Annotated in this window: 14 protein-coding genes; 11 read left to right on the forward strand and 3 right to left on the reverse strand. The window is 70.7% G+C overall.

The window, feature by feature from the left end; genetic code table 11:
• Nucleotides 1-13 precede the first annotated feature (13 nt).
• Both BM085_RS23070 and BM085_RS23075 read left to right on the forward strand, forming a co-directional pair.
• Entirely contained in the window at nucleotides 14-565 is a 552-nt protein-coding gene (locus BM085_RS23070; protein WP_093889019.1) for a helix-turn-helix domain-containing protein, read from the forward strand.
• 109 nt (nucleotides 566-674) lie between these two features.
• Nucleotides 675-1,895 (forward strand): MFS transporter, encoded by a 1,221-nt coding sequence (locus BM085_RS23075; protein ID WP_245789584.1) that lies wholly within the window; start codon nucleotides 675-677, stop codon nucleotides 1,893-1,895.
• 108 nt (nucleotides 1,896-2,003) lie between these two features.
• Here the strand turns inward: BM085_RS23075 and BM085_RS23080 are convergent, their stop codons facing one another.
• Nucleotides 2,004-2,756: an MBL fold metallo-hydrolase gene (locus BM085_RS23080; RefSeq protein WP_245789586.1), complete on the reverse strand. Its 753-nt coding sequence runs from the start codon at nucleotides 2,754-2,756 to the stop codon at nucleotides 2,004-2,006.
• A 180-nt stretch (nucleotides 2,757-2,936) separates the two neighbouring features.
• On the opposite strand from BM085_RS23080, the gene rho reads away from it, so the two are divergent.
• Nucleotides 2,937-4,088: a transcription termination factor Rho gene (rho, locus tag BM085_RS23085; RefSeq protein WP_093889021.1), complete on the forward strand. Its 1,152-nt coding sequence runs from the start codon at nucleotides 2,937-2,939 to the stop codon at nucleotides 4,086-4,088.
• 128 nt (nucleotides 4,089-4,216) lie between these two features.
• Here the strand turns inward: rho and BM085_RS23090 are convergent, their stop codons facing one another.
• Nucleotides 4,217-4,708, reverse strand: a complete 492-nt coding sequence (locus BM085_RS23090) for a hypothetical protein (RefSeq protein WP_143121032.1) — start codon at nucleotides 4,706-4,708, stop codon at nucleotides 4,217-4,219.
• A 98-nt stretch (nucleotides 4,709-4,806) separates the two neighbouring features.
• Between BM085_RS23090 and BM085_RS23095 the strand changes: the two genes are divergently transcribed.
• Nucleotides 4,807-5,637, forward strand: a complete 831-nt coding sequence (locus tag BM085_RS23095; protein WP_093889023.1) for a putative RNA methyltransferase — start codon at nucleotides 4,807-4,809, stop codon at nucleotides 5,635-5,637.
• A gap of 176 nt (nucleotides 5,638-5,813) precedes the next feature.
• Nucleotides 5,814-7,580 carry a S9 family peptidase gene (locus BM085_RS23100; RefSeq protein ID WP_093889024.1) on the forward strand — a complete coding sequence of 589 codons (1,767 nt, stop codon included), beginning with the start codon at nucleotides 5,814-5,816 and terminating at the stop codon, nucleotides 7,578-7,580.
• 109 nt (nucleotides 7,581-7,689) lie between these two features.
• Here BM085_RS23100 and BM085_RS23105 read toward each other — a convergent pair whose 3' ends face one another.
• Nucleotides 7,690-9,228 carry a PP2C family protein-serine/threonine phosphatase gene (locus tag BM085_RS23105; protein ID WP_245789588.1) on the reverse strand — a complete coding sequence of 513 codons (1,539 nt, stop codon included), beginning with the start codon at nucleotides 9,226-9,228 and terminating at the stop codon, nucleotides 7,690-7,692.
• A 121-nt stretch (nucleotides 9,229-9,349) separates the two neighbouring features.
• On the opposite strand from BM085_RS23105, the gene BM085_RS23110 reads away from it, so the two are divergent.
• From BM085_RS23110 to BM085_RS23135, 6 genes are all read left to right on the forward strand, one after another.
• Nucleotides 9,350-13,528: a HAMP domain-containing protein gene (locus BM085_RS23110; protein ID WP_093889025.1), complete on the forward strand. Its 4,179-nt coding sequence runs from the start codon at nucleotides 9,350-9,352 to the stop codon at nucleotides 13,526-13,528.
• 3 nt (nucleotides 13,529-13,531) lie between these two features.
• Entirely contained in the window at nucleotides 13,532-14,164 is a 633-nt protein-coding gene (locus BM085_RS23115; RefSeq protein ID WP_093889026.1) for a response regulator, read from the forward strand.
• A 684-nt stretch (nucleotides 14,165-14,848) separates the two neighbouring features.
• Complete coding sequence (locus tag BM085_RS23120; RefSeq protein ID WP_245789590.1) at nucleotides 14,849-15,016, forward strand: hypothetical protein; 168 nt, start codon at nucleotides 14,849-14,851, stop codon at nucleotides 15,014-15,016.
• 16 nt (nucleotides 15,017-15,032) lie between these two features.
• Nucleotides 15,033-15,452, forward strand: a complete 420-nt coding sequence (locus BM085_RS23125) for a MauE/DoxX family redox-associated membrane protein (RefSeq protein WP_093889028.1) — start codon at nucleotides 15,033-15,035, stop codon at nucleotides 15,450-15,452.
• Between the two features lie 10 nt (nucleotides 15,453-15,462).
• Nucleotides 15,463-15,993 (forward strand): TlpA family protein disulfide reductase, encoded by a 531-nt coding sequence (locus BM085_RS23130; RefSeq protein ID WP_093889029.1) that lies wholly within the window; start codon nucleotides 15,463-15,465, stop codon nucleotides 15,991-15,993.
• The gene (locus BM085_RS23135) at nucleotides 15,990-18,059 is read left to right on the forward strand and encodes an ABC transporter ATP-binding protein (protein WP_425443275.1); all 2,070 of its coding nucleotides are present in this window, start codon (nucleotides 15,990-15,992) and stop codon (nucleotides 18,057-18,059) included. Before BM085_RS23130 ends, BM085_RS23135 begins: the two co-directional genes overlap by 4 nt.
• The last annotated feature ends 679 nt before the right edge of the window (nucleotides 18,060-18,738 follow it).

Genomic DNA, 18,738 nt, shown 5'->3' on the forward strand with positions numbered 1-18,738 from the left:
GCACGATAGCCTCATGGACTCCGGTACACAAAGCCCCCGTCCCGCCCAGGACATCGGAACACCGGACGTAGGGCAGCGAATCCGCAAATTAAGGGAGGAGCGCGGCATCTCGCTCTCCGAACTCGCCCGGCGCGCGGGTGTCGGCAAGGCCACGCTCTCCGGGCTGGAGAACGGCACCCGCAACCCCACCCTGGAGACGCTCTGGGCGGTCACCGCCCAGCTCGGCGTGCCTCTGACGCTGGCCCTGGGCGCCGGCCCCACCATCCAGGGCACCGCCGTCGAGGGCGTGCTGCTCCAGGTCTTCGAGGATGAGGGCGTCACCTACGAGCTCTACCGGCTGACGATCCCGGCCGGGGCCACACAGGTCTCCCCGGCCCACCACGAGGGTGTCACCGAGCACCTCACGGTCTTCGCCGGGGTGCTGAGCGCCGGCCCGCAGGACGCGCCGCTCCGGGCCGCGGCGGGAGAACATCTCACGTGGCGCTCGGACGTCCCGCACATCTACTCCGCGATCGGCGCCCAGGACGTCCACGCCAGCCTGCTCATACGCTATCCCCACCACTGAGCGCGGGGGGACCGCCATGTCCCTCAGGGGGCCGGGGAATGTACCCGCCGCCGGACCCCATGACCACCCCAACACATCCTTTAAAACCCCTAAAAGTAATATTTAGCCCATGACACCACGGTCCACGGCAGTGATGTTCTGGGCCACGGGTGTACTGGCCTACGTCATCGCGATCTTCCACCGCCAGTCCCTCGGCGTCTCCAGCATCGAGGCCGCCGCGAGGCTCGACATCGGCGCGGCCGGGCTCTCCACCCTCGCGATGCTGCAGATCCTGGTCTACGCGGCCATGCAGGTGCCCGTCGGAGTCCTCGTCGACCGGATCGGGTCCAAGCGCATGCTGGTCGCCGGCGCCGCCGTGATGGCCTGCGGCGAGCTGGTCTTCGCGCTGTCGGAGGGGCTGCTCCCCGGAGTCGTGGGCCGGGCGCTGATCGGCTGCGGTGACGCGATGACGTTCATCAGCGTGATCCGGCTGGTCAACCTCCACTTCCCCGCCCACCGCAACCCGGTGATGGTCCAGCTCACCGGCCTGATCGGGCAGCTCGGCGCGATCGCCTCGGCGGTGCCCCTGATCCACTCCCTCCACACGTACGGCTGGACGCCCACCTTCATGGGCGCCGCCGGCCTGGGCGTGCTGTCGGTGATCCTGCTGCTCACGGTGCTGCGCGACGCCCGCCCGGCGCGGACGGACGGTCCCCCCAGCCTGAAGGCCGCCTGGGCCGAGCCCGGCACCCGCCTGGGCATGTGGACCCACGCGGCCACCCAGTGCTCGGCGGCCGCCTTCCTGCTGCTGTGGGGCTATCCGTTCCTGGTCCAGGGACAGGGGCTCGACCCGTCCACGGCGGGTGTGCTGCTGTCCACGCTGACCCTGTGCGGCATGGCGTGCGGGCCGCTGCTCGGCTACCTCGCCGGGCGGTTCCCGTTCCACCGCTCCCGGATGGTGCTCATCGTGATCGGCACCACCACCGCCGCGTGGACCGCCGTGCTGGCCTGGCCCGGCCGGGCGCCGCTCTGGCTGCTCGTCCTGCTCGTGGTGGTGCTCGCGGCCAACGGACCGGGGTCGATGATCGGCTTCGACTACGCCAGGACCTTCAACCCGGCCGCCCGGATCGGCGCGGCCACCGGCATCGTGAACGGCGGCGGATTCGTCGCGTCCGTGTCGGTGATCGCTCTGGTCGGCATCACCCTCGAACTGATCGGGGAGACCGACCTGGACGCGTTCCGCTGGGCCTTCGCCGTGCAGTATCCGATCTGGGCGCTGGGCGCGGTCCAGGTCCTCCGCTACCGGGGCAAGGCCCGGCGCCTGCTGCTGTCCGCCCAGCCAGGCGGCTGAGGCCCGGCGCCTGCCGCTGTCCGCCCAGCCGGGCGGCTGGGGAAGAGGCGCCGGACCACCGTCGGGGTCATGCGGGAACCGTCGAGGTTCACGCGGAGACCGTCGGGGTCACGCGGGAGAGAGCACGGTGAAGGGCTCGGCGAAGTGGGCGGTGGCGATCATCCCCCGCGCGGCCCTGACCCGCTCCAGCAGCTCCATCCGCGTCGCGGTGGCGAGCTCGGGGTCGTCGTCGTAGAGGTAGGGCACCTTCGGGTCGGCCAGCTGCGCCGGATGCAGCACCACGTCACCGGTCAGCACCAGATCGCCCACCTGGACGACCTGGTGGCCGGGGGTGTGTCCCGGCGTGTGGAACACCCGGATGCCGGGGAGCACGTCCGCCTGGCCGTCCACCACCTGCACCCGCTCGCCCAGCGGCCGGACGACGTTGCCGAGGACGTCCTCGGCCGCCGCGTCGATCTCGGCGCGCTGGAAGACGTGCCGGGCGTTGGCGAACACGGGCGTCCCGCCGATCACGGCCCCGCTCGCGTGGTCGCTGTGCAGATGCGTGATGACCACCGCGTCCACCTCCTCGGGGCTCACCCCCACCCGCGCGAGCTCGGCCCCGAGCACTCCGGGAACCGGCGCCCAGCTCGCCGCCGGCGAGTCCTCCGGACCGATCCCGGTGTCCACCAGCACGGTCCTGCCCGCCGCGTCACGGAGCAGGTAGCAGTGGAAGTGCAGGATCCACTCGTCGGACTCCCCGTGGCAGCCTCCGGGGAACATCTCCGGCAGCGGCCGCCGGATCGAGGCGCCCATCGGCCCCACGGCGTCGCACAGCGGGAACACGTCGACGCCTGCGACTGTTATGGACTGATGTGGCATCCGGTCTCCTGTCCGATATGGATTGACGGTGCTACTGTGATAGCGGGCGTGACGCACTGTCGGCTAGGCCACGTGCGATGATCCGCTCCATTTCCCACCTTTTCTTACCGCGCCTTCTCAGGCATGCGGTTCTCCCCCGCGAAAGGTCAGTCACGACCTTTCGCCTGTGAAAGGTCACTCATGACCATCGAAACCACCACCAGAAAGCGGCCCCGTGCCGCACGCCCCCCGCGTCCTCGCGAGAGCGACGCCTACGTCGAGACCGTGGCCGGACTGCTCGATGTCCGCGACAAGACGGGCTACATCCGCACCCGCGGCTACCTCCCCGGGGAGGGCGACGTGCGCGTGCCCCACGCCCAGATCAGGCAGTACGGCCTGCGCCCCGGTGACCATGTCGTCGCCACCACGCGCAAGCCGTACGAGATGCTGGCCGGGGTGGAGAGCGTCAACGGCTCCACCGACTGGCGGAGCAGGCCCGACTTCGCCGACATGACGCCGATCCACCCGCGCGAGCGGCTCCGTCTGGAGACCGAGTCGGTGACCGGCAGGGTCATCGACCTGTTCGCGCCGATCGGCAAGGGCCAGCGCGGCCTGATCGTCGCCCCGCCGAAGGCGGGCAAGACCATGGTCCTGCAGGACCTGGCCGCCGCGATCACGCGCAACCACCCGGACTGCCACCTCATGGTCGTGCTCGTCGGCGAGCGGCCCGAGGAGGTCACCGAGATGCGCGAGTCCATCCACGGCGAGGTCGCCGCGTCCACGTTCGACCGCCCCGACCGCGACCACACCGCCCTCGCCGAGCTCGCCGTCGAGCGCGCCAAGCGCCTCGCCGAGAGCGGGCACGACGTCGTCGTCCTGCTCGACTCCCTGACCCGCCTGGGCCGCGCCTACAACAACCTCGCCCCCGGCGGCGGGCGCACCCTCGCCGGCGGCCTCGACGCCGCGGCCCTGCTCCCCCCGCGCCGCTTCTTCGGCGCCGCGCGCAACCTGCGCGACGGCGGCTCGCTGACGATCCTCGCCACCGCCCTGGTCGAGACCGGCTCGCGGATGGACGACAACCTCTTCGAGGAGTTCAAGGGCACCGGCAACATGGAGCTGCGCCTCAGCCGCGCGCTGGCCGACAAGCGCCTCTACCCCGCCGTCGACCTCGACGCCTCCGGCACCCGCCGCGAGGAGATCCTGCTCGACCCGCAGGAGCACCAGCTCACCTGGCGCCTGCGCCGTACCCTCGGCGGCCTGGAGAAGCAGCAGGCCCTGGAGCTGCTCACCGACAGGCTCCGGGAGACCCCCTCCAACGCCGCCTTCCTCCAGCAGGTCCGGCAGACCACCTGATCTCCCGGCCGAGCCCGGACGGCCGACCGCCTCCCCGAGCGGGGCCCGGACGGCCGATCGGTCACCTTCCCCCGCCTTCCCCGGCCGGACGGTCCCGCCCGGCTCTCCCCGGCGATCCGCGGCCCCGGCTAGCGAGGCCAGTTGGCGATGTCCTCCGCCCGGATGACGTCGACGTGGCAGGAGGAGGTCGTGCGCCTGCCGCGGTCCAGGACACAGACCCTGACGTCCACCCGGGTGATCTCTCCGTCGGAGGACATCCTGAAGGCGCCGCTCGGGCGGCAGGTCGAGCGCGGCTGCGCCCAGCCGGTGCCGCCGCCGACGTAATGGAACCTGGCGCGGATGTAGGCGCAGTGGTCACGATGGGGGTCACGGTCGCGGAGCGTGCCCGACACGGCGAACGTCTCCGCGCCGAAGTCCGTGATCCACACATCCGCCGCGGCGTGCCCGGAGTGCCCGGCGGCCGATCGCACCGGCCCCCAGTGGTGCTTCGCCCCAGCCGGGGCGGTCACGCCGGCGGTCGTGGCTTTCGCGGCCGGGCTCACGGCGGCGTCGGCGGCCGCCGGCAGACCCGCCACGAGCACGGACGCCAGCAACCCGCCGATCAAAGATCTCTTCCTCATACGTCCGAGTTATAGGACCGGCGACTTGGAACGTCCTTGCATCTCGCTGACCCCACCGGAGATCTCGCTGACCCCGCTGGAAGCGGGATGATGGTGGGATGCTGGCTGACGTCGTCGAATACCTCATCTGCCCGGTCTGCGGGGCCGGACTCGACCTTGGCGACCGCGTCCTGCGCTGCGCCCGGGGCCACGCCTTCGACATCGCCAGACAGGGATATGTCAGCCTGCTGACCGGTTCCCAGGCACCCGGAACGGCCGACAGCACGGCCATGGTGGCGGCCAGGGAGGCGTTCCTCGGGGCGGGGTATTTCGGTCCCCTGTCGGAGGCGGTCGCCGGCGCCTGCCGTACCGGCGCGAGGGTGGTCGCGGACGCGGGCGCGGGGACGGGACATTACCTCGCCGGGGCCCTCGACCGGCTCCCGGGAGCCGTCGGGATCGCGCTGGACGTGTCCAAGCACGCGATCAGACGGGCCGCGCGGGCGCACCCCCGGCTGGGGGCGGTGGTGGCCGACGTGTGGCGGCCGTTGCCCGTCGGGGACGGTACGGTCGACGTGGTCCTCAACGTGTTCGCCCCCCGCAACGGGGCGGAGTTCGCCCGGATGCTCAAGGACGACGGCGTGCTAGTCGTGGTCACGCCCACCTCACGGCACCTCGAACCGCTGGTGGAGCGGCTGGGGCTGCTCTCGGTGGACGAGTCGAAGGAGCGGAGGGTCGCCGAGAGCCTGAGCGGCCACTTCGTGGAGACCGGGCGGAGCGTCCACGAGTTCGGGATGACGCTGGGACACGGGGCGATCGAGGCCGTCGTGGGGATGGGGCCGAGCGCCTGGCACACCGATCCGGAAGATATGCGAAGAAAGATCATAGAACTACCGAAAACAAGCAATGTGACTGCTTCTTTCCGTATGTCTATCTTTCAACCCACCCCCTGATCAAGCCTTGCGCTTGACAGCTACCTTCGGGACGCATGTTACTGAAGTGGTATTTAGTCCGAAATTCCCACACTTTAACTAAGCAAATTGGTGGCGGAAGCGACATACTGGACGGCAATCCAGCGAGCCCTCGCCTGGACGCGTGAAGCGAATGCCTTGACGGAGGGAAGCGCCATATGAAGGCGGAGGAGCGCTGGCAGGCCAGGTTCCGTGCGCCACGCGTGACGCTGCCCGTGTGGGCGCGTCAGGCTCCGGCCCGCGCCGTCTACCGCAGCAACGCCTCCGGCGCCTGGGAGGTCTACGCCTGGGACCGGGCGGCGGGATCCACCCGCCAGGCGACCGCCCGGCCCAAGGGCACCTCACACGGCACGATCGACCCCACCGGCCAGTGGATCTGGTGGTTCTCCGACACCGACGGCGACGAGTGGGGCAGCTGGATGCGCCAGCCCTTCGCGGGCGGTCCCGACGAGCCGATCGACCTCGCGGCCGGCTACCCGGCGGGGGTCGCGCTGTCCGCCACCGGCGAGGCCGCGATAGGCGTCGCCAGGCCCGGCGAGGGCTTCCAGATCCACGTCGTGCGGCCTGGCGGGTCCGCCCGGCTGGTCTACGAGCACGCCGAGGCCGCCTCCGTGGCCGCCATGTCCATGGACGGCTCGCTGATCGCGATCAGCCACAGCGAGCACGGCAACTCCCGGCACCCCGCGCTGCGGGTGCTCCGGCAGAACGGCGACACCGTCGGCGACCTGCACGACGGCCCCGGCAAGGGGGTCCTCGGCCTGCGTTTCGCGCCCGTGCCGGGCGACCGCCGGCTGCTGGCCCTGCACGAACGCAGGGGCCGCCGCGAGCCGCTGGTCTGGGACCCCGAGAGCGACGAGCAGCGGGAGATCTGGCTGCGCGACCCCGGCGAGATCACCGCCGACTGGTACGGCGACGGCCGCTCGCTGCTCGTCGTCCGGGCCAACCGCGGCCGTACCCACCTGCACCGTTACGACCTGGCGGGCGGCAGGCTCTTCCCGATCGAGACCCAGCACGGCGTGATCGACGCCGCCACGCCCCGCCCCGACGGCTCGGTGGAGTACTCCTGGTCCAGCGGCGCCCACCCGCCGGTGATCCGGTCGAGCAACGGCCACGTGGTGATGAACCACGGCGGCCCGACCTCGCCGCCTTCCGTCCCGGTCGAGGACGTGGACGTGGAGGGCCCCGGCGGGCGCATCCACGCCCTGGTGTCACGGCCCGAGCGTGGCTCGGGACCGTTCCCGACGGTCTTCCTGCTGCACGGCGGGCCGACCTCGCAGGACGACGACTCCTTCGTGCCGCAGGTGGCCGCGTGGGTGGACCTGGGCTTCGCGGTCGTGCGGGTCAACTACCGGGGCTCCACCGGCTACGGCTCGGCCTGGCGGGACGCCCTGATCGGGGAGGTGGGGCACATCGAGCTGTCCGACGTCGCCGCGGTCAGGGACGTCATGGTCGACCGCGGCATCGCCGACCCGGAGCGGCTCGTGCTGTCCGGCGCCTCCTGGGGCGGCTACCTCACGCTGCTCGGGCTGGGCACCCAGCCCAAGGTCTGGGCGGCGGGCATCGCCACGGTGCCCATCGCCGACCATCTGGCCACCTACGAGGAGGAGACCGAGGCGCTGCGGGCCTACCACCGCGCGCTGCTCGGCGGCTCCCCCGGCGAGCAGCCGGAGCGCTACGCGAACTGCTCGCCGATCACCTACGTCGACCAGGTCGAGGCGCCGCTGCTGATCCTGGCCGGGGAGAACGACCCGCGCTGCCCGATCGGGCAGATCGAGACCTACGTGTCCCGGCTCGCCGAGCGCGGCCACGAGCACTCGGTCTACCGGTACGACGCGGGCCACGGCTCCCTGGTCGTCTCCGAGCGGATCGCGCAGATGTCGGCCCAGCTCGAATTCGCGCGCAAGCACATCAGAATCGAGGCGTGACAGCCCGGCCGCCGGACGACCGACCCCGCACCGCCCCGGGCCCGGCGGGCCGGGCCGCCACCGGACCCGCAGGCCACGACCGCGCGCCGCCCCGGGCCCGGCCGGGCCGCTACCGGGCGCGCAGGACCACGATCGCCATGTCGTCCGCGCTCGGCTCGGGGGCGAAGTCCTGGACGGCCCGGCGGATCCGCTCGGCGACCGCCCGCGCCGACAGGCCCACGCACTCGGCGAACAGCTTGGCCAGTCCCCCGTTGTCGTCGAGCAGCCGGCCGCCCTGACGCCGCTCGGTCACCCCGTCGGTCACCGCGAGCAGGACGTCGCCGGGGTCGAGGTGGACGACCTCGGCCTTGAAGGTCGCCTCGGGGAAGACTCCCAGCAGCGACTGGGAGGTCACCACCGTCTCCACGACACCCGTGGGCCGCAGCCGCAGCGCCTCGGGATGGCCGGCGGAGACCATCCACACGTCCAGCCCGTTGGGCACGGGCTTGATCTCCCCGTGCAGCAGGGTCAGGAAGCGGGCCCGCTCCCCCTCGTCCAGGATCGCCTGGTTGAGACGGTCGAGGACGGCCGCCACGCCGTACCCCTCCCTGGCGAGCAGCCGCAGGGTGTGGCGGGCCAGGCCGGTGACCGCGGCTGCCTCGGGGCCGGTGCCGCAGACGTCGCCGACCGCGAAGCGCCACGAGTCGTCCCCGGCCGCGAACAGGTCGTAGAAGTCACCGCCGACCTCGTTGGTCTCCCCGGCCGGCTCGTAGACCACGGCGGGATCGAGCCCCGGGATCTCGCCCGGCTCGTTGGGGGGCAGCAGGCTGCGCTGCAGCGCCCGGTTGGCCGCCGCCTGGGTGGCGTAGAGCCGGGCGTTGTCCATCGCGAGGGCCGCGCGGCGGCCGATGTCCTCGGCGTACTGGAAGACGTCCTCGGCGAAACGGTCCGGCCGTCCCAGGCACATCACCCCCAGCGCCCGTCCCCGCGCGAGCAGCGGGATGACGAGCATCTGCGAGTCGCCGAGCTGCATGGAGCCGCCCGCCTGCGGGATCTGGGCCGTGGCGAGCTCCTCGCGCAGCTCGTCGATGCGCCGCTCGTCGGTGTGCCACAGGTAGGCGGGACGCTGCGGGCCGCCGTCGCCGCTCCAGGTGTAGACCGCGCACCAGGCGGCCAGGCGGGGGACGACGATCTGGGAGATGATCGCGGGCACCATGTCCGGGTCGAGGGTGCCGGCCAGCAGGTCGCTGGCGTCGGCGAGGAAGCCCATCCAGATCGGTCCCCGGCTCGGCTCCTCCATGGACCACTCGGCGGCGGTCCGCTCGGCGGAGCCGGGCAGCGGCAGCCGCGCCCAGTGGGTGTGGTGCTCGCCGGAGAAGGTGACGCCCCACTCGTCGACCAGCACGGTGGGACCGGTGGGAACGCCTCCGGGGACGCCCTTCTGGCGGACCTCGACCTGGACGCCGTCTTCCAGGTGGCTCCAGACGACCTCGAACGGCGCCCGGGCCGCCTGCGCGACGATCTCACCCGCCAGCTGCTCGGCCACGGCCAGCACGGACGTGGCGGCCCAGGCGGTCATCACCTCCACGGTGAACCGCCGGGCGGCAGGGACGGCCGTGTCTCCTGGGGCGAACGTCGCAGCCAGGACGGCTCGGGGAGCTTTGGTCACTGTTCCGTGCCTACCACACTTCACGTCGTCATGGGGTAATTCGAAGGCGGGACTGCGGGTTCCGCACCGTGACAGACTGGGATGACTCGCGGCTGCGCCCCCCGGGAGTCAAGGAGGTCTCATGACCACGGCCAATACCGTGCCCGACGTCGAGGAGCGACGTTACAGCGAATCGGATCTGAAGCCGATTCTCCAGACACTCATCACCTGGCGCGACGGTGACTTCCGCCGCCGGGTGCCGCACGCTCCTCCCGGGATCCTGAGTGAGATCCGCCTGCTGCTCAACGAGGTCGCCGACCGCCGTGAGCACCTGGCCAACGAGCTGCACCGGGTCCGCCGCGAGGTGGTGAAGGAAGGCCGGTTCAGCGAACGCCTCACCGCGGGTCCGGGCGTGGGTTCCTGGGCCGAGAGCGTCGACTCGGTGAACTCGCTGATCGACGCCCTGGTCGGGCCGGTCACCGGTGCGGCCGACGTGATCGACGCGGTGGCCAAGGGAGACCTGTCCCGGCGCATCGACCTCGACCGCCGGGCACGGGGCGAGGTGCGCCGCCTCGGTAAGGCGATCAACGGCATGGTCGACCAGCTCTCCCTGTTCACCTCCGAGGTGACGCGCGTGGCGCGCGAGGTGGGCACCGAGGGCCGTCTGGGCGGCCGGGCGAACGTGCGGGGCATGTCGGGCAGCTGGCGTGACCTCACCGAGGCCGTGAACACCATGTCCAGCCGCGTCTCCGCCCAGGTCCGCGACATCGCGCTGGTCACCACGGCGGTCGCCAGGGGCGACCTGAGCCGCAAGGTCACCGTCGACGCGGTCGGCGAGATGTTCGAGCTGAAGAACACCGTCAACACGATGGTCGACCAGCTCTCGGCGTTCGCCGAGGAGGTCACCCGGGTCGCCCGCGAGGTCGGCACCGAGGGCGAGCTGGGCGGTCAGGCCCAGGTGCGCGGCGTCTCCGGGGTCTGGAAGGACCTCACCGACAACGTCAACGTCATGGCGAGCAACCTGACCACCCAGGTCCGCGCCATCGCGGCGGTGTCCACGGCGGTGGCCCAGGGCGACCTGTCCAAGAAGATCACCGCGGACGCCCAGGGGGAGATCCTCCAGCTCAAGGACACCCTCAACACCATGGTCGACCAGCTGTCGATGTTCGCCGACGAGGTCACCCGCGTCGCCCGCGAGGTCGGCACCGAGGGCCAGCTCGGCGGCCAGGCCCGCGTCCGCGGCGTCTCCGGGGTCTGGAAGGACCTCACCGACAACGTCAACTCGATGGCCAACAACCTGACCTACCAGGTGCGCAACATCGCCGAGGTCACCACCGCGGTCGCCACCGGCGACCTGACCCGCAAGATCGACGTGGACGCGCAGGGCGAGATCCTCGCGCTCAAGACCACCATCAACACCATGGTCGACCAGCTCTCCTCCTTCGCCTCGGAGGTGAGCCGGGTCGCCCGCGAGGTCGGGTCGGAGGGCCAGCTCGGCGGCCAGGCCCAGGTGCGCGGCGTCTCCGGCACCTGGAAGGACCTCACCGACAACGTCAACGTCATGGCCAACAACCTGACCACCCAGGTCCGGCAGATCGCGGCCGTCTCCACGGCGGTGGCCCAGGGCAACCTGTCCAAGAAGATCACCGCGGACGCCCAGGGGGAGATCCTCCAGCTCAAGGACACCCTCAACACCATGGTCGACCAGCTGTCGATGTTCGCCGACGAGGTCACCCGCGTCGCCCGCGAGGTCGGCACCGAGGGCCAGCTCGGCGGCCAGGCCCGCGTCCGCGGCGTCTCCGGGGTCTGGAAGGACCTCACCGACAACGTCAACTCGATGGCCAACAACCTGACCTACCAGGTGCGCAACATCGCCGAGGTCACCACCGCCGTCGCCAACGGCAACCTGACCCGCAAGATCGACGTGAACGCCCAGGGCGAGATCCTCGCGCTCAAGACCACCATCAACACCATGGTCGACCAGCTCTCCTCCTTCGCCTCCGAGGTCACGCGAGTGGCCCGCGAGGTCGGCTCCGAGGGCAAGCTGGGAGGCCAGGCCCGCGTCGAGGGCGCCGAGGGCATCTGGAAGCGGCTCACCGAGAACGTCAACGAGCTGGCGGGCCGCCTCACCACCCAGGTCCGCGCGATCGCCGAGGTCACCACCGCGGTCGCCACCGGCGACCTGACGCGCTCCATCACCGTCGACGCCGGGGGTGAGATCGGCGAGCTCAAGGACAACATCAACACGATGGTGTCCGTGCTCCGCGACACCACCAAGGCCAACCAGGAACAGGACTGGCTCAAGTCCAACCTGGCCCGCATCTCCCGTCTCATGCAGGGCCACCGCGACCTGATGGAGGTCGCGAAGCTGATCATGAGCGAGCTGACCCCGCTGGTCTCCGCCCACTACGGGGCCTTCTACCTGGCCGAGCCCACCGGCGACCACGACCTCTTCATGATCGCCGGGTACGGCGCGCGCCCCGGCTCCAAGATCCGCAACCGCTTCGCGGTCGGCGAGGGGATCGTGGGACAGGCCGCCTTCGAGGGCAAGCGGATCATCCTGGAGAGCGTCCCCGCCCAGTACCTCACGGTGGACAGCGGCCTCAGCTCCTCCGTCCCGGCCCAGATCGTCGTGGTGCCGATCCTGTTCGAGACCCAGGTCCTGGGCGTCGTGGAGCTGGCCTCGTTCAGCCAGTTCGGCGAGGTCCACCACGACTTCATGACCCAGCTCGTCGAGACCATCGGCGTCACGATGAACACGATCATCGCCAACTCCCGGACCGAGGACCTGCTGACCGAGTCGCAGCGCCTCACCACCGAGTTGCAGGAACGCTCCGACGAGCTCCAGCGCCAGCAGGAGGAGCTGCGCCGCTCCAACGCCGAGCTGGAGGACAAGGCCGCGCTGCTGGCCAAGCAGAACCGGGCCATCGAGATCCAGAACTTCCAGATCGAGCAGGCCCGCCGTACGTTGGAGGAGCGCGCCGAGCAGCTCGCGGTCTCCTCGCGCTACAAATCCGAGTTCCTGGCCAACATGTCCCACGAGCTGCGCACTCCGCTGAACAGCCTGCTCGTGCTGGCCAAGCTGCTCACCGAGAACGCCGAGGGCAACCTCACCGTCCAGCAGGTGGAGTTCGCCAGGACCATCCACGGCGCCGGCTCCGCCCTGCTCCAGCTGATCAACGACATCCTGGACCTGTCCAAGGTCGAGGCCGGGCGGATGGACATCCACCCCCAGCAGATCTCCCTGCCCAAGCTCGTCGACTACTTCGAGGCCACCTTCGCGCCGCTGGCCCAGGACAAGGGGCTGTCGTTCGCCGTCGAGGTGGACCCGTCGGTGCCGCAGGAGCTCCGCACCGACGAGCAGCGCCTCCAGCAGGTGCTGCGCAACCTGCTCTCCAACGCGATCAAGTTCACCCCCAAGGGCGAGGTACGGCTGCGCGTGATCCCCGCCCAGCGCGCGGTGGCCTTCGTGGACGACACCCTGCGCGGCGCCGACGGCATCCTCGCCTTCGAGGTGGTGGACACCGGCATCGGCATAGCCGCCGACAAGCTGGAGGTCATCTTCGAGGCGTTCCGCCAGGCCGACGGCACCACGAGCCGCAAGTACGGCGGAACGGGCCTGGGCCTGTCCATCTGCCGCGAGATCGCCCGCCTGCTCGGCGGCGAGATCCACGTGATCAGCGAGGTGGGGCAGGGCAGCACCTTCACCCTCTACCTGCCGCCGTCCTACGGAGGGCCGCTGTCCTCGCGCGACGGCGGGGCGGCCGCGCCGAACTCCTCGCCGCGCAACCAGACGCTCATCGGAGTGCTGGAGGAGCCCGACGACCTCCCGGAGATAGCGCTGCCGGAGGAGCTGCCGGTCTCGCACTTCCCGCAGAACGAGGGCCCGGCGTGGAAGGGCGGCGACGATCCGCTGACCGGCGCCAAGATCCTGATCGTGGACGACGACATCCGTAACGTCTTCGCCCTGACCAGCGTCCTCGAACGGTACGGCTCCACGGTGGTCTACGCCGAGAACGGCCGGGAGGGCATCGAGCAGCTCGAACGCAACGAGGACGTCGCGCTGGTCCTGATGGACATCATGATGCCCGAGATGGACGGCTGGGCCACCACGTCCGCGATCCGGCGGATGCCCCAGTTCGCCGACCTGCCGATCATCGCGCTTACCGCTAAGGTCATGCAGGGAGACCGGGAGAAAAGCATCGCCTCCGGCGCCTCCGACTACGTGCCCAAGCCCGTGGACGTCGACCGCCTGCTGGAACGCCTGCGCGGCTGGCTCACCCGGGGCAAGCCAGCCGGCGACTCCGACGAAGGGGCGTGATCAATGCCGGACCGAGCCAAGATCCTCCTGGTGGACGACCGGGAGGAGAACCTGATCGCGCTCGAAGCGATCCTCAGCTCCCTCGATCTGATACCCGTCCGGGCCAGGTCCGGCGAGGAGGCGCTCAAAGCCCTGCTCAACACCGAGTTCGCGCTGATCCTGCTGGATGTGCGCATGCCCGGCATGGACGGCTTCGAGACCGCCTCCCACATCAAGCGCCGCGAACGCACGCGCAACATCCCGATCATCTTCCTGACCGTGGTCGACAGCGCCCCCGACTACGCCTTCCGCAGCTACGCCGCCGGCGCGGTCGACTACCTCACCAAGCCGTTCGACCCCTGGGTGCTCCGGGCCAAGGTCGCGGTGTTCGTCGAGCTCTACAACATGAACCGCCGCATGGCCGAGCAGGCGTCCATGCTGCGCGAACGCCTCTCCGCCGAACTGCCTCCCGGCGACGCCGCCGACCAGGCGGCCGTCCTCCCCGAGCTGTCCAGACGCCTCACCGCGGTCGAGGACGAGCTCGCCCGGGTCAGCGAGCTGGCCCGCAAGACCAACGACCCCAGCCTCTCGGGCCCGATGTCCGACCTCTCCCACCGCGTCAGCCACCTCCGGGCGGGCTTCGACGCCCTCACCTGACCAAGCCGCGTCCGGGTAGGTCCTTGTGAGGCATGTGCACGGCCGGGCGTCACTCGCCCTCGACCCGGCCGGCTGAAGCCGGCGCGCGGGAGACGGCGCATGCCGCGCCGACGCCGTCCTGTCGGCTGCGCCCGGCGCGGGATCTGGGAGTGCTCCAAGCAGGCCGACCGGGTCGACGCCGCCTCCACACTGGGCTCGGCCCCTGCCGGTTCACCTCGGCCGCCCCGGGCATGTCGGGTCGCGGTGACGTGGCCGACTCATCGCCGATTCCGGCCGGACGCGCCGTCGGCGCGGCGCCGCCCGCAGGTTTCCGCCGATCGCCTGCAAACAGCGGATCATGGCTGGGTGAGCAGGCACCGAGTGAGGCTTCGGAAGGCCGTCGCCGCGGAGAGAATTCTTCGTGACAGGAATCAGAGAGACCTGTCCGAAATTAGCCTTAGGGACACATAGACCAGGTCACCAGCACTCCACGAGCTGATGTCAAGATCATAAGCTGTTGAAGCGGAACCGTCTGACATGGCGATCTCCCCCATTATTCTCCGATCTTGGTCCGGTTTACGGTGCAGGCGCCACAAGTAATGATCACCGACTCCGGCGGCTCGGGATGGCGCACGGACGAGGCGCTCAACGCTCGACAAACAGTCGGTGTCGATGACGCCGTACGGCTCGACAGAGGAGAATCTCATGATCCGTTCCCTCGACAAACTGGGCGACCGCCTGCTCGCCAAGCTGCTGCCCACGGCCTCCGCTGCCGCGGAGACCTGCTGGGACGAGACGAAGTGGGTTGGGTACAGCGTGCGCCGGACGTGCTGCATCGCCGCCGGTCGCACGGCCTGCACCCCCTGGCGCTGATCGAGACCCCAGCCGAGTGACCGTCACGCAGTACGTGGCGCCGGCCTGCCGATGTGCACTGGGTGTCGTCTTCCTGGTGGCAGTGTTCAGCAAGGTGCGCGGCCGGGACGCCTTCCATGCCTTCCGCGCCTCCCTGCTGAACATGGTCGCGCTCCCGGCGGACAAGGCGACCCTGTTGCGTGCCTCGGTGGTCCTCTCCGAGGTGTGCGTCGTCGTACTGCTGACGGTCCAGTGGACGGCGCCGGTCGGCTTCGTGCTGGCCGGCGCCGTGCTGCTGGCGTTCTCCGCGGGGATCGTGCGGGTCGTGCGCTCCGGCGCCCGCACCCCCTGCCGCTGCTTCGGCGCCACGGCGACCCCGTTGAGCGGCAGGCACCTCATCCGCAACGCGGGCCTGCTCGCCGGGCCTCCGCCGACCTCCGGGCGTGCCGGCCTGTGAAGGGATCTCGATGCCGTACCTCGTCGCCGCCATCGTCCTCGTCGGAGCCCTGTGCGCCGTCAACCTGCTGCTGACCCTGGCGGTCATCCGCCGCCTCCGCGAGCATTCGGCCCAGCTCGCCGCCGACCGGCCGGCGAGGCCGCCCCTCGTGGCATCCGGCACCGCGTTGCCCGAGTTCACCGCCGCCGCGCCTGACGGCACGAGGCTGTCACGGGACTTCTTCGCCGGGCCGACCCTGGTGGGGATGTTCTCCACCACCTGCGCCGCCTGCCACGAGCGGTTGCCCGAGTTCACCGCACGGGCGGAGTCGCTGGGACCCGGACGCGCGCTTGCGATGGTCGTGGGTGATCAGGAGGACGCCGGCGCGTTCACCGCCACCCTGACCCCGGTGGCGACCGTGGTCGTCGAACCGCCGGACGGACCGCTGAGCAAGGCGTTCCAGGTGTCGTTCTTCCCGGCTTTCTACCTCGTCGACGACAGGGCGGTGATCACCGCCGCGGCGCTCACACCGGATGAGCTGCCGCTGGCGGCGCACACATGAGGGAGGCCGAAGGACCCGAGGGCCAAGAGGGAAGGAACGCCGGGGTGGGCTCCCTGTTCCGCCGCGGACAGGTCGCGGGTGAGCTGGCCTGGCGGGCTCAGCCGGCCGCCGTGGCAGGTTCGCTGGTGGTGGTGCTGCTCATGGGGGTGGCGCCGGTGGCGGCCGCCTGGCTGACCAAGCTGGTCCTCGACGGGCTGGCCGGCGGCGGGGGCCAGAGCGGCCTGCTCCCGCTCGCAGCCGCCCTCGGGGTAGCGGGCCTGGCTCTGATCGTCCTGCCCCACGTTTCCGAGTATCTCAACGGGCAGCTGCACCGGGGGCTTCAGAGGCTGATCTACGACCGGCTGTTTCGGGCCGTCAACGCCGACCCCGGACTCAGCCGCTTCGAGAACCCCTCCTTCCACGACGAACTGCGGCTGGCCCACGAGGCCGGCCAGAACGCTCCGCAGCAGATCGTCGGCTCGTCCCTGGCGATCTGCCAGGGCATCCTGACGCTGCTGGGGTTCATCGTCACGCTGACCGTGCTCAGTCCGGTCATGGTCGTCATCGTCATCGCCGCCGCGTTGCCGTCAGCCCGGGTGCAGCTCGCGCTGAGCCGCCGCAGGGCTGACACGATGTGGGGTATCAGCTCCAACACGCGCCGCCAGATCTTCTTCAGTGCCCTTCTCACCAGCCCCGACGCGGCTAAGGAGGTGCGGCTGTTCAGTCTGGGCGACTTCCTGCGCAGCCGGATGCTCACCGAACTCGAAACCGTCAACGAGGCCGAACGGGACCTGGACCGGCGGACACTGCACAGCCAGGGACTGCTGTCCCTGCTGGGTGCCGCCGTCGCGGCCGGCGGCCTGTTCTGGGCCGTGCTGACCGCCATCGCGGGAGGTCTGAGCGTCGGGGACGTCTCGGTGTTCGTCGCCGCCGTCGCCGGGGTGCAGACGGCCCTGACCTTGATCGTCGGCCAGTGGGCGAGCGCGCACAACGCCCTGCTGATGTTCGGGCACTACCTCGGCGTCGTCCAAGCCGATCCCGGGCTTCCGGCGCCCGCGGAACCCACCGCGCTGCCCCCGCTCCGGGAGGGCATCGAGCTGCGCGACGTGTGGTTCCGTTACGACGACGAGCACCCCTGGGTGTTGCGAGGGGTCGACCTCTTCATCCCGCACGGCCAGGCTGTCGCCCTGGTCGGCCTGAACGGGGCGGGCAAGAGCACCCTGGTCAAACTGTTGTGCCGGCTGTACGACCCGGTCCGCGGCTCCATCCACTGGGACGGCGTGGACCTGCGCGACGTGCACCCGGACGACCTGCGCGCCCGGCTCGGCGCGGTGTTCCAGGACTACATGTCATACGACCTCACCGCCACCGAGAACATCATGCTGGGCGACCTGACCGCGGGCGCCGACCCGGAGCTCATCCGGACCGCCGCCCGGCGCGCGGGGATCCACGACACGCTCAACGATCTGCCCAGGGGCTACGACACGCTGCTCAGCCGGATCTTCTTCGGTGACAACGACGACCGGCAGGCGGGAGTGACGCTGTCGGGCGGGCAGTGGCAGCGGCTGGCGCTGGCCCGCGCCCTGATGCGTCACCACCGGGACCTGCTCATCCTCGATGAGCCGAGCTCCGGTCTGGACGCGGAGGCCGAGCACGCCGTCCACCTGGGACTGCGCCAGCACCGGGCAGGCCGTACCAGCGTCCTGATCTCACACCGGCTCGGGGCCCTGCGGGACGCGGACCTCATCATCGTGCTGAGCGAGGGGAAGATCACCGAACGCGGTTCCCACAGCGAGCTCATGGCGCTGGGAGGAAACTACGCGCGGCTGTTCAGCCTGCAGGCCAGCGGCTACGAGCTCACACCGGACCCCGCAGGGGAGAGGACGGCGCGCGCCGTGTTCTCAGGTGGCGGTGGCGTCGCCGTGCAGGAGGGCCGCCCCGAGAGGGGTCAGCACATGCAGGACGGCCCCGCCCATCCGGGTGGTCGAGACGAGCCCCGCACCACGCAGCACCGTGGCGTGCTGGCTGGCGGAGGCGATGGAGACGCCGACCCGTTCGGCCACGGCGGTGGTGGCCGGGTCACGTAACACGGCGAGAACGGCTGCCCGAGTACGCCCGAGCAGGGGACCGAGAGCGTCCGTCGCGCCTGCCGGCCGGTCTCCGCGATACACCGGGTACGCCAGCACGGTGGACTTGCCTGGCCGACGCATCAGCAGCGCCCCGAGGATGAAGTACGACGGAACCAGCAGCAGTCCGCGTCCGCCCAGATCGACGTCCCATGGGCGGGGAAACGGAATATGCAGGGTCGGCGCCTGCCAGCGCCACTGCGGGACGAGCGTGGCGAGCAAGGCGTCAACCCCGCCTCTCAGCAGGGTCTCCGACCGCAGGGCGCGGTCGGCGACCCCGCTGGCCTGGACCTGTGGCCACCGCGATGCCAGCGATGAGGTGAAATATCTCTTCAGGTCTCTTCGCAGAACCTCCCGTGCGCCGGGAGCGTCGGCCGCGAGCTCCTGAGACCAGCGACTGGCCTCCTGGTGGACGGCCAGCAGGCTCAGGCCCGCGGAGACCTGCGCGCTGGGGGCGTGCATGACCAGGTCGAGGCCCTCAGCGAGGTCCCCGGCGGACGGCTGGAGCAGGAAACCGGGCAGGAAATCCTCCCGAGGGATCAGATCGAGCACCACCCCGGCCCGAGCTCTCAGACCGCCGCGCACTTCCCGTTCCCAGCTCTCCAGGCCGAACCGCAGCTGGGGCCCCACAGTCGCCGGG

It is taken from the genome of Streptosporangium canum, assembly GCF_900113865.1.
Taxonomy (GTDB): domain Bacteria; phylum Actinomycetota; class Actinomycetes; order Streptosporangiales; family Streptosporangiaceae; genus Streptosporangium; species Streptosporangium canum.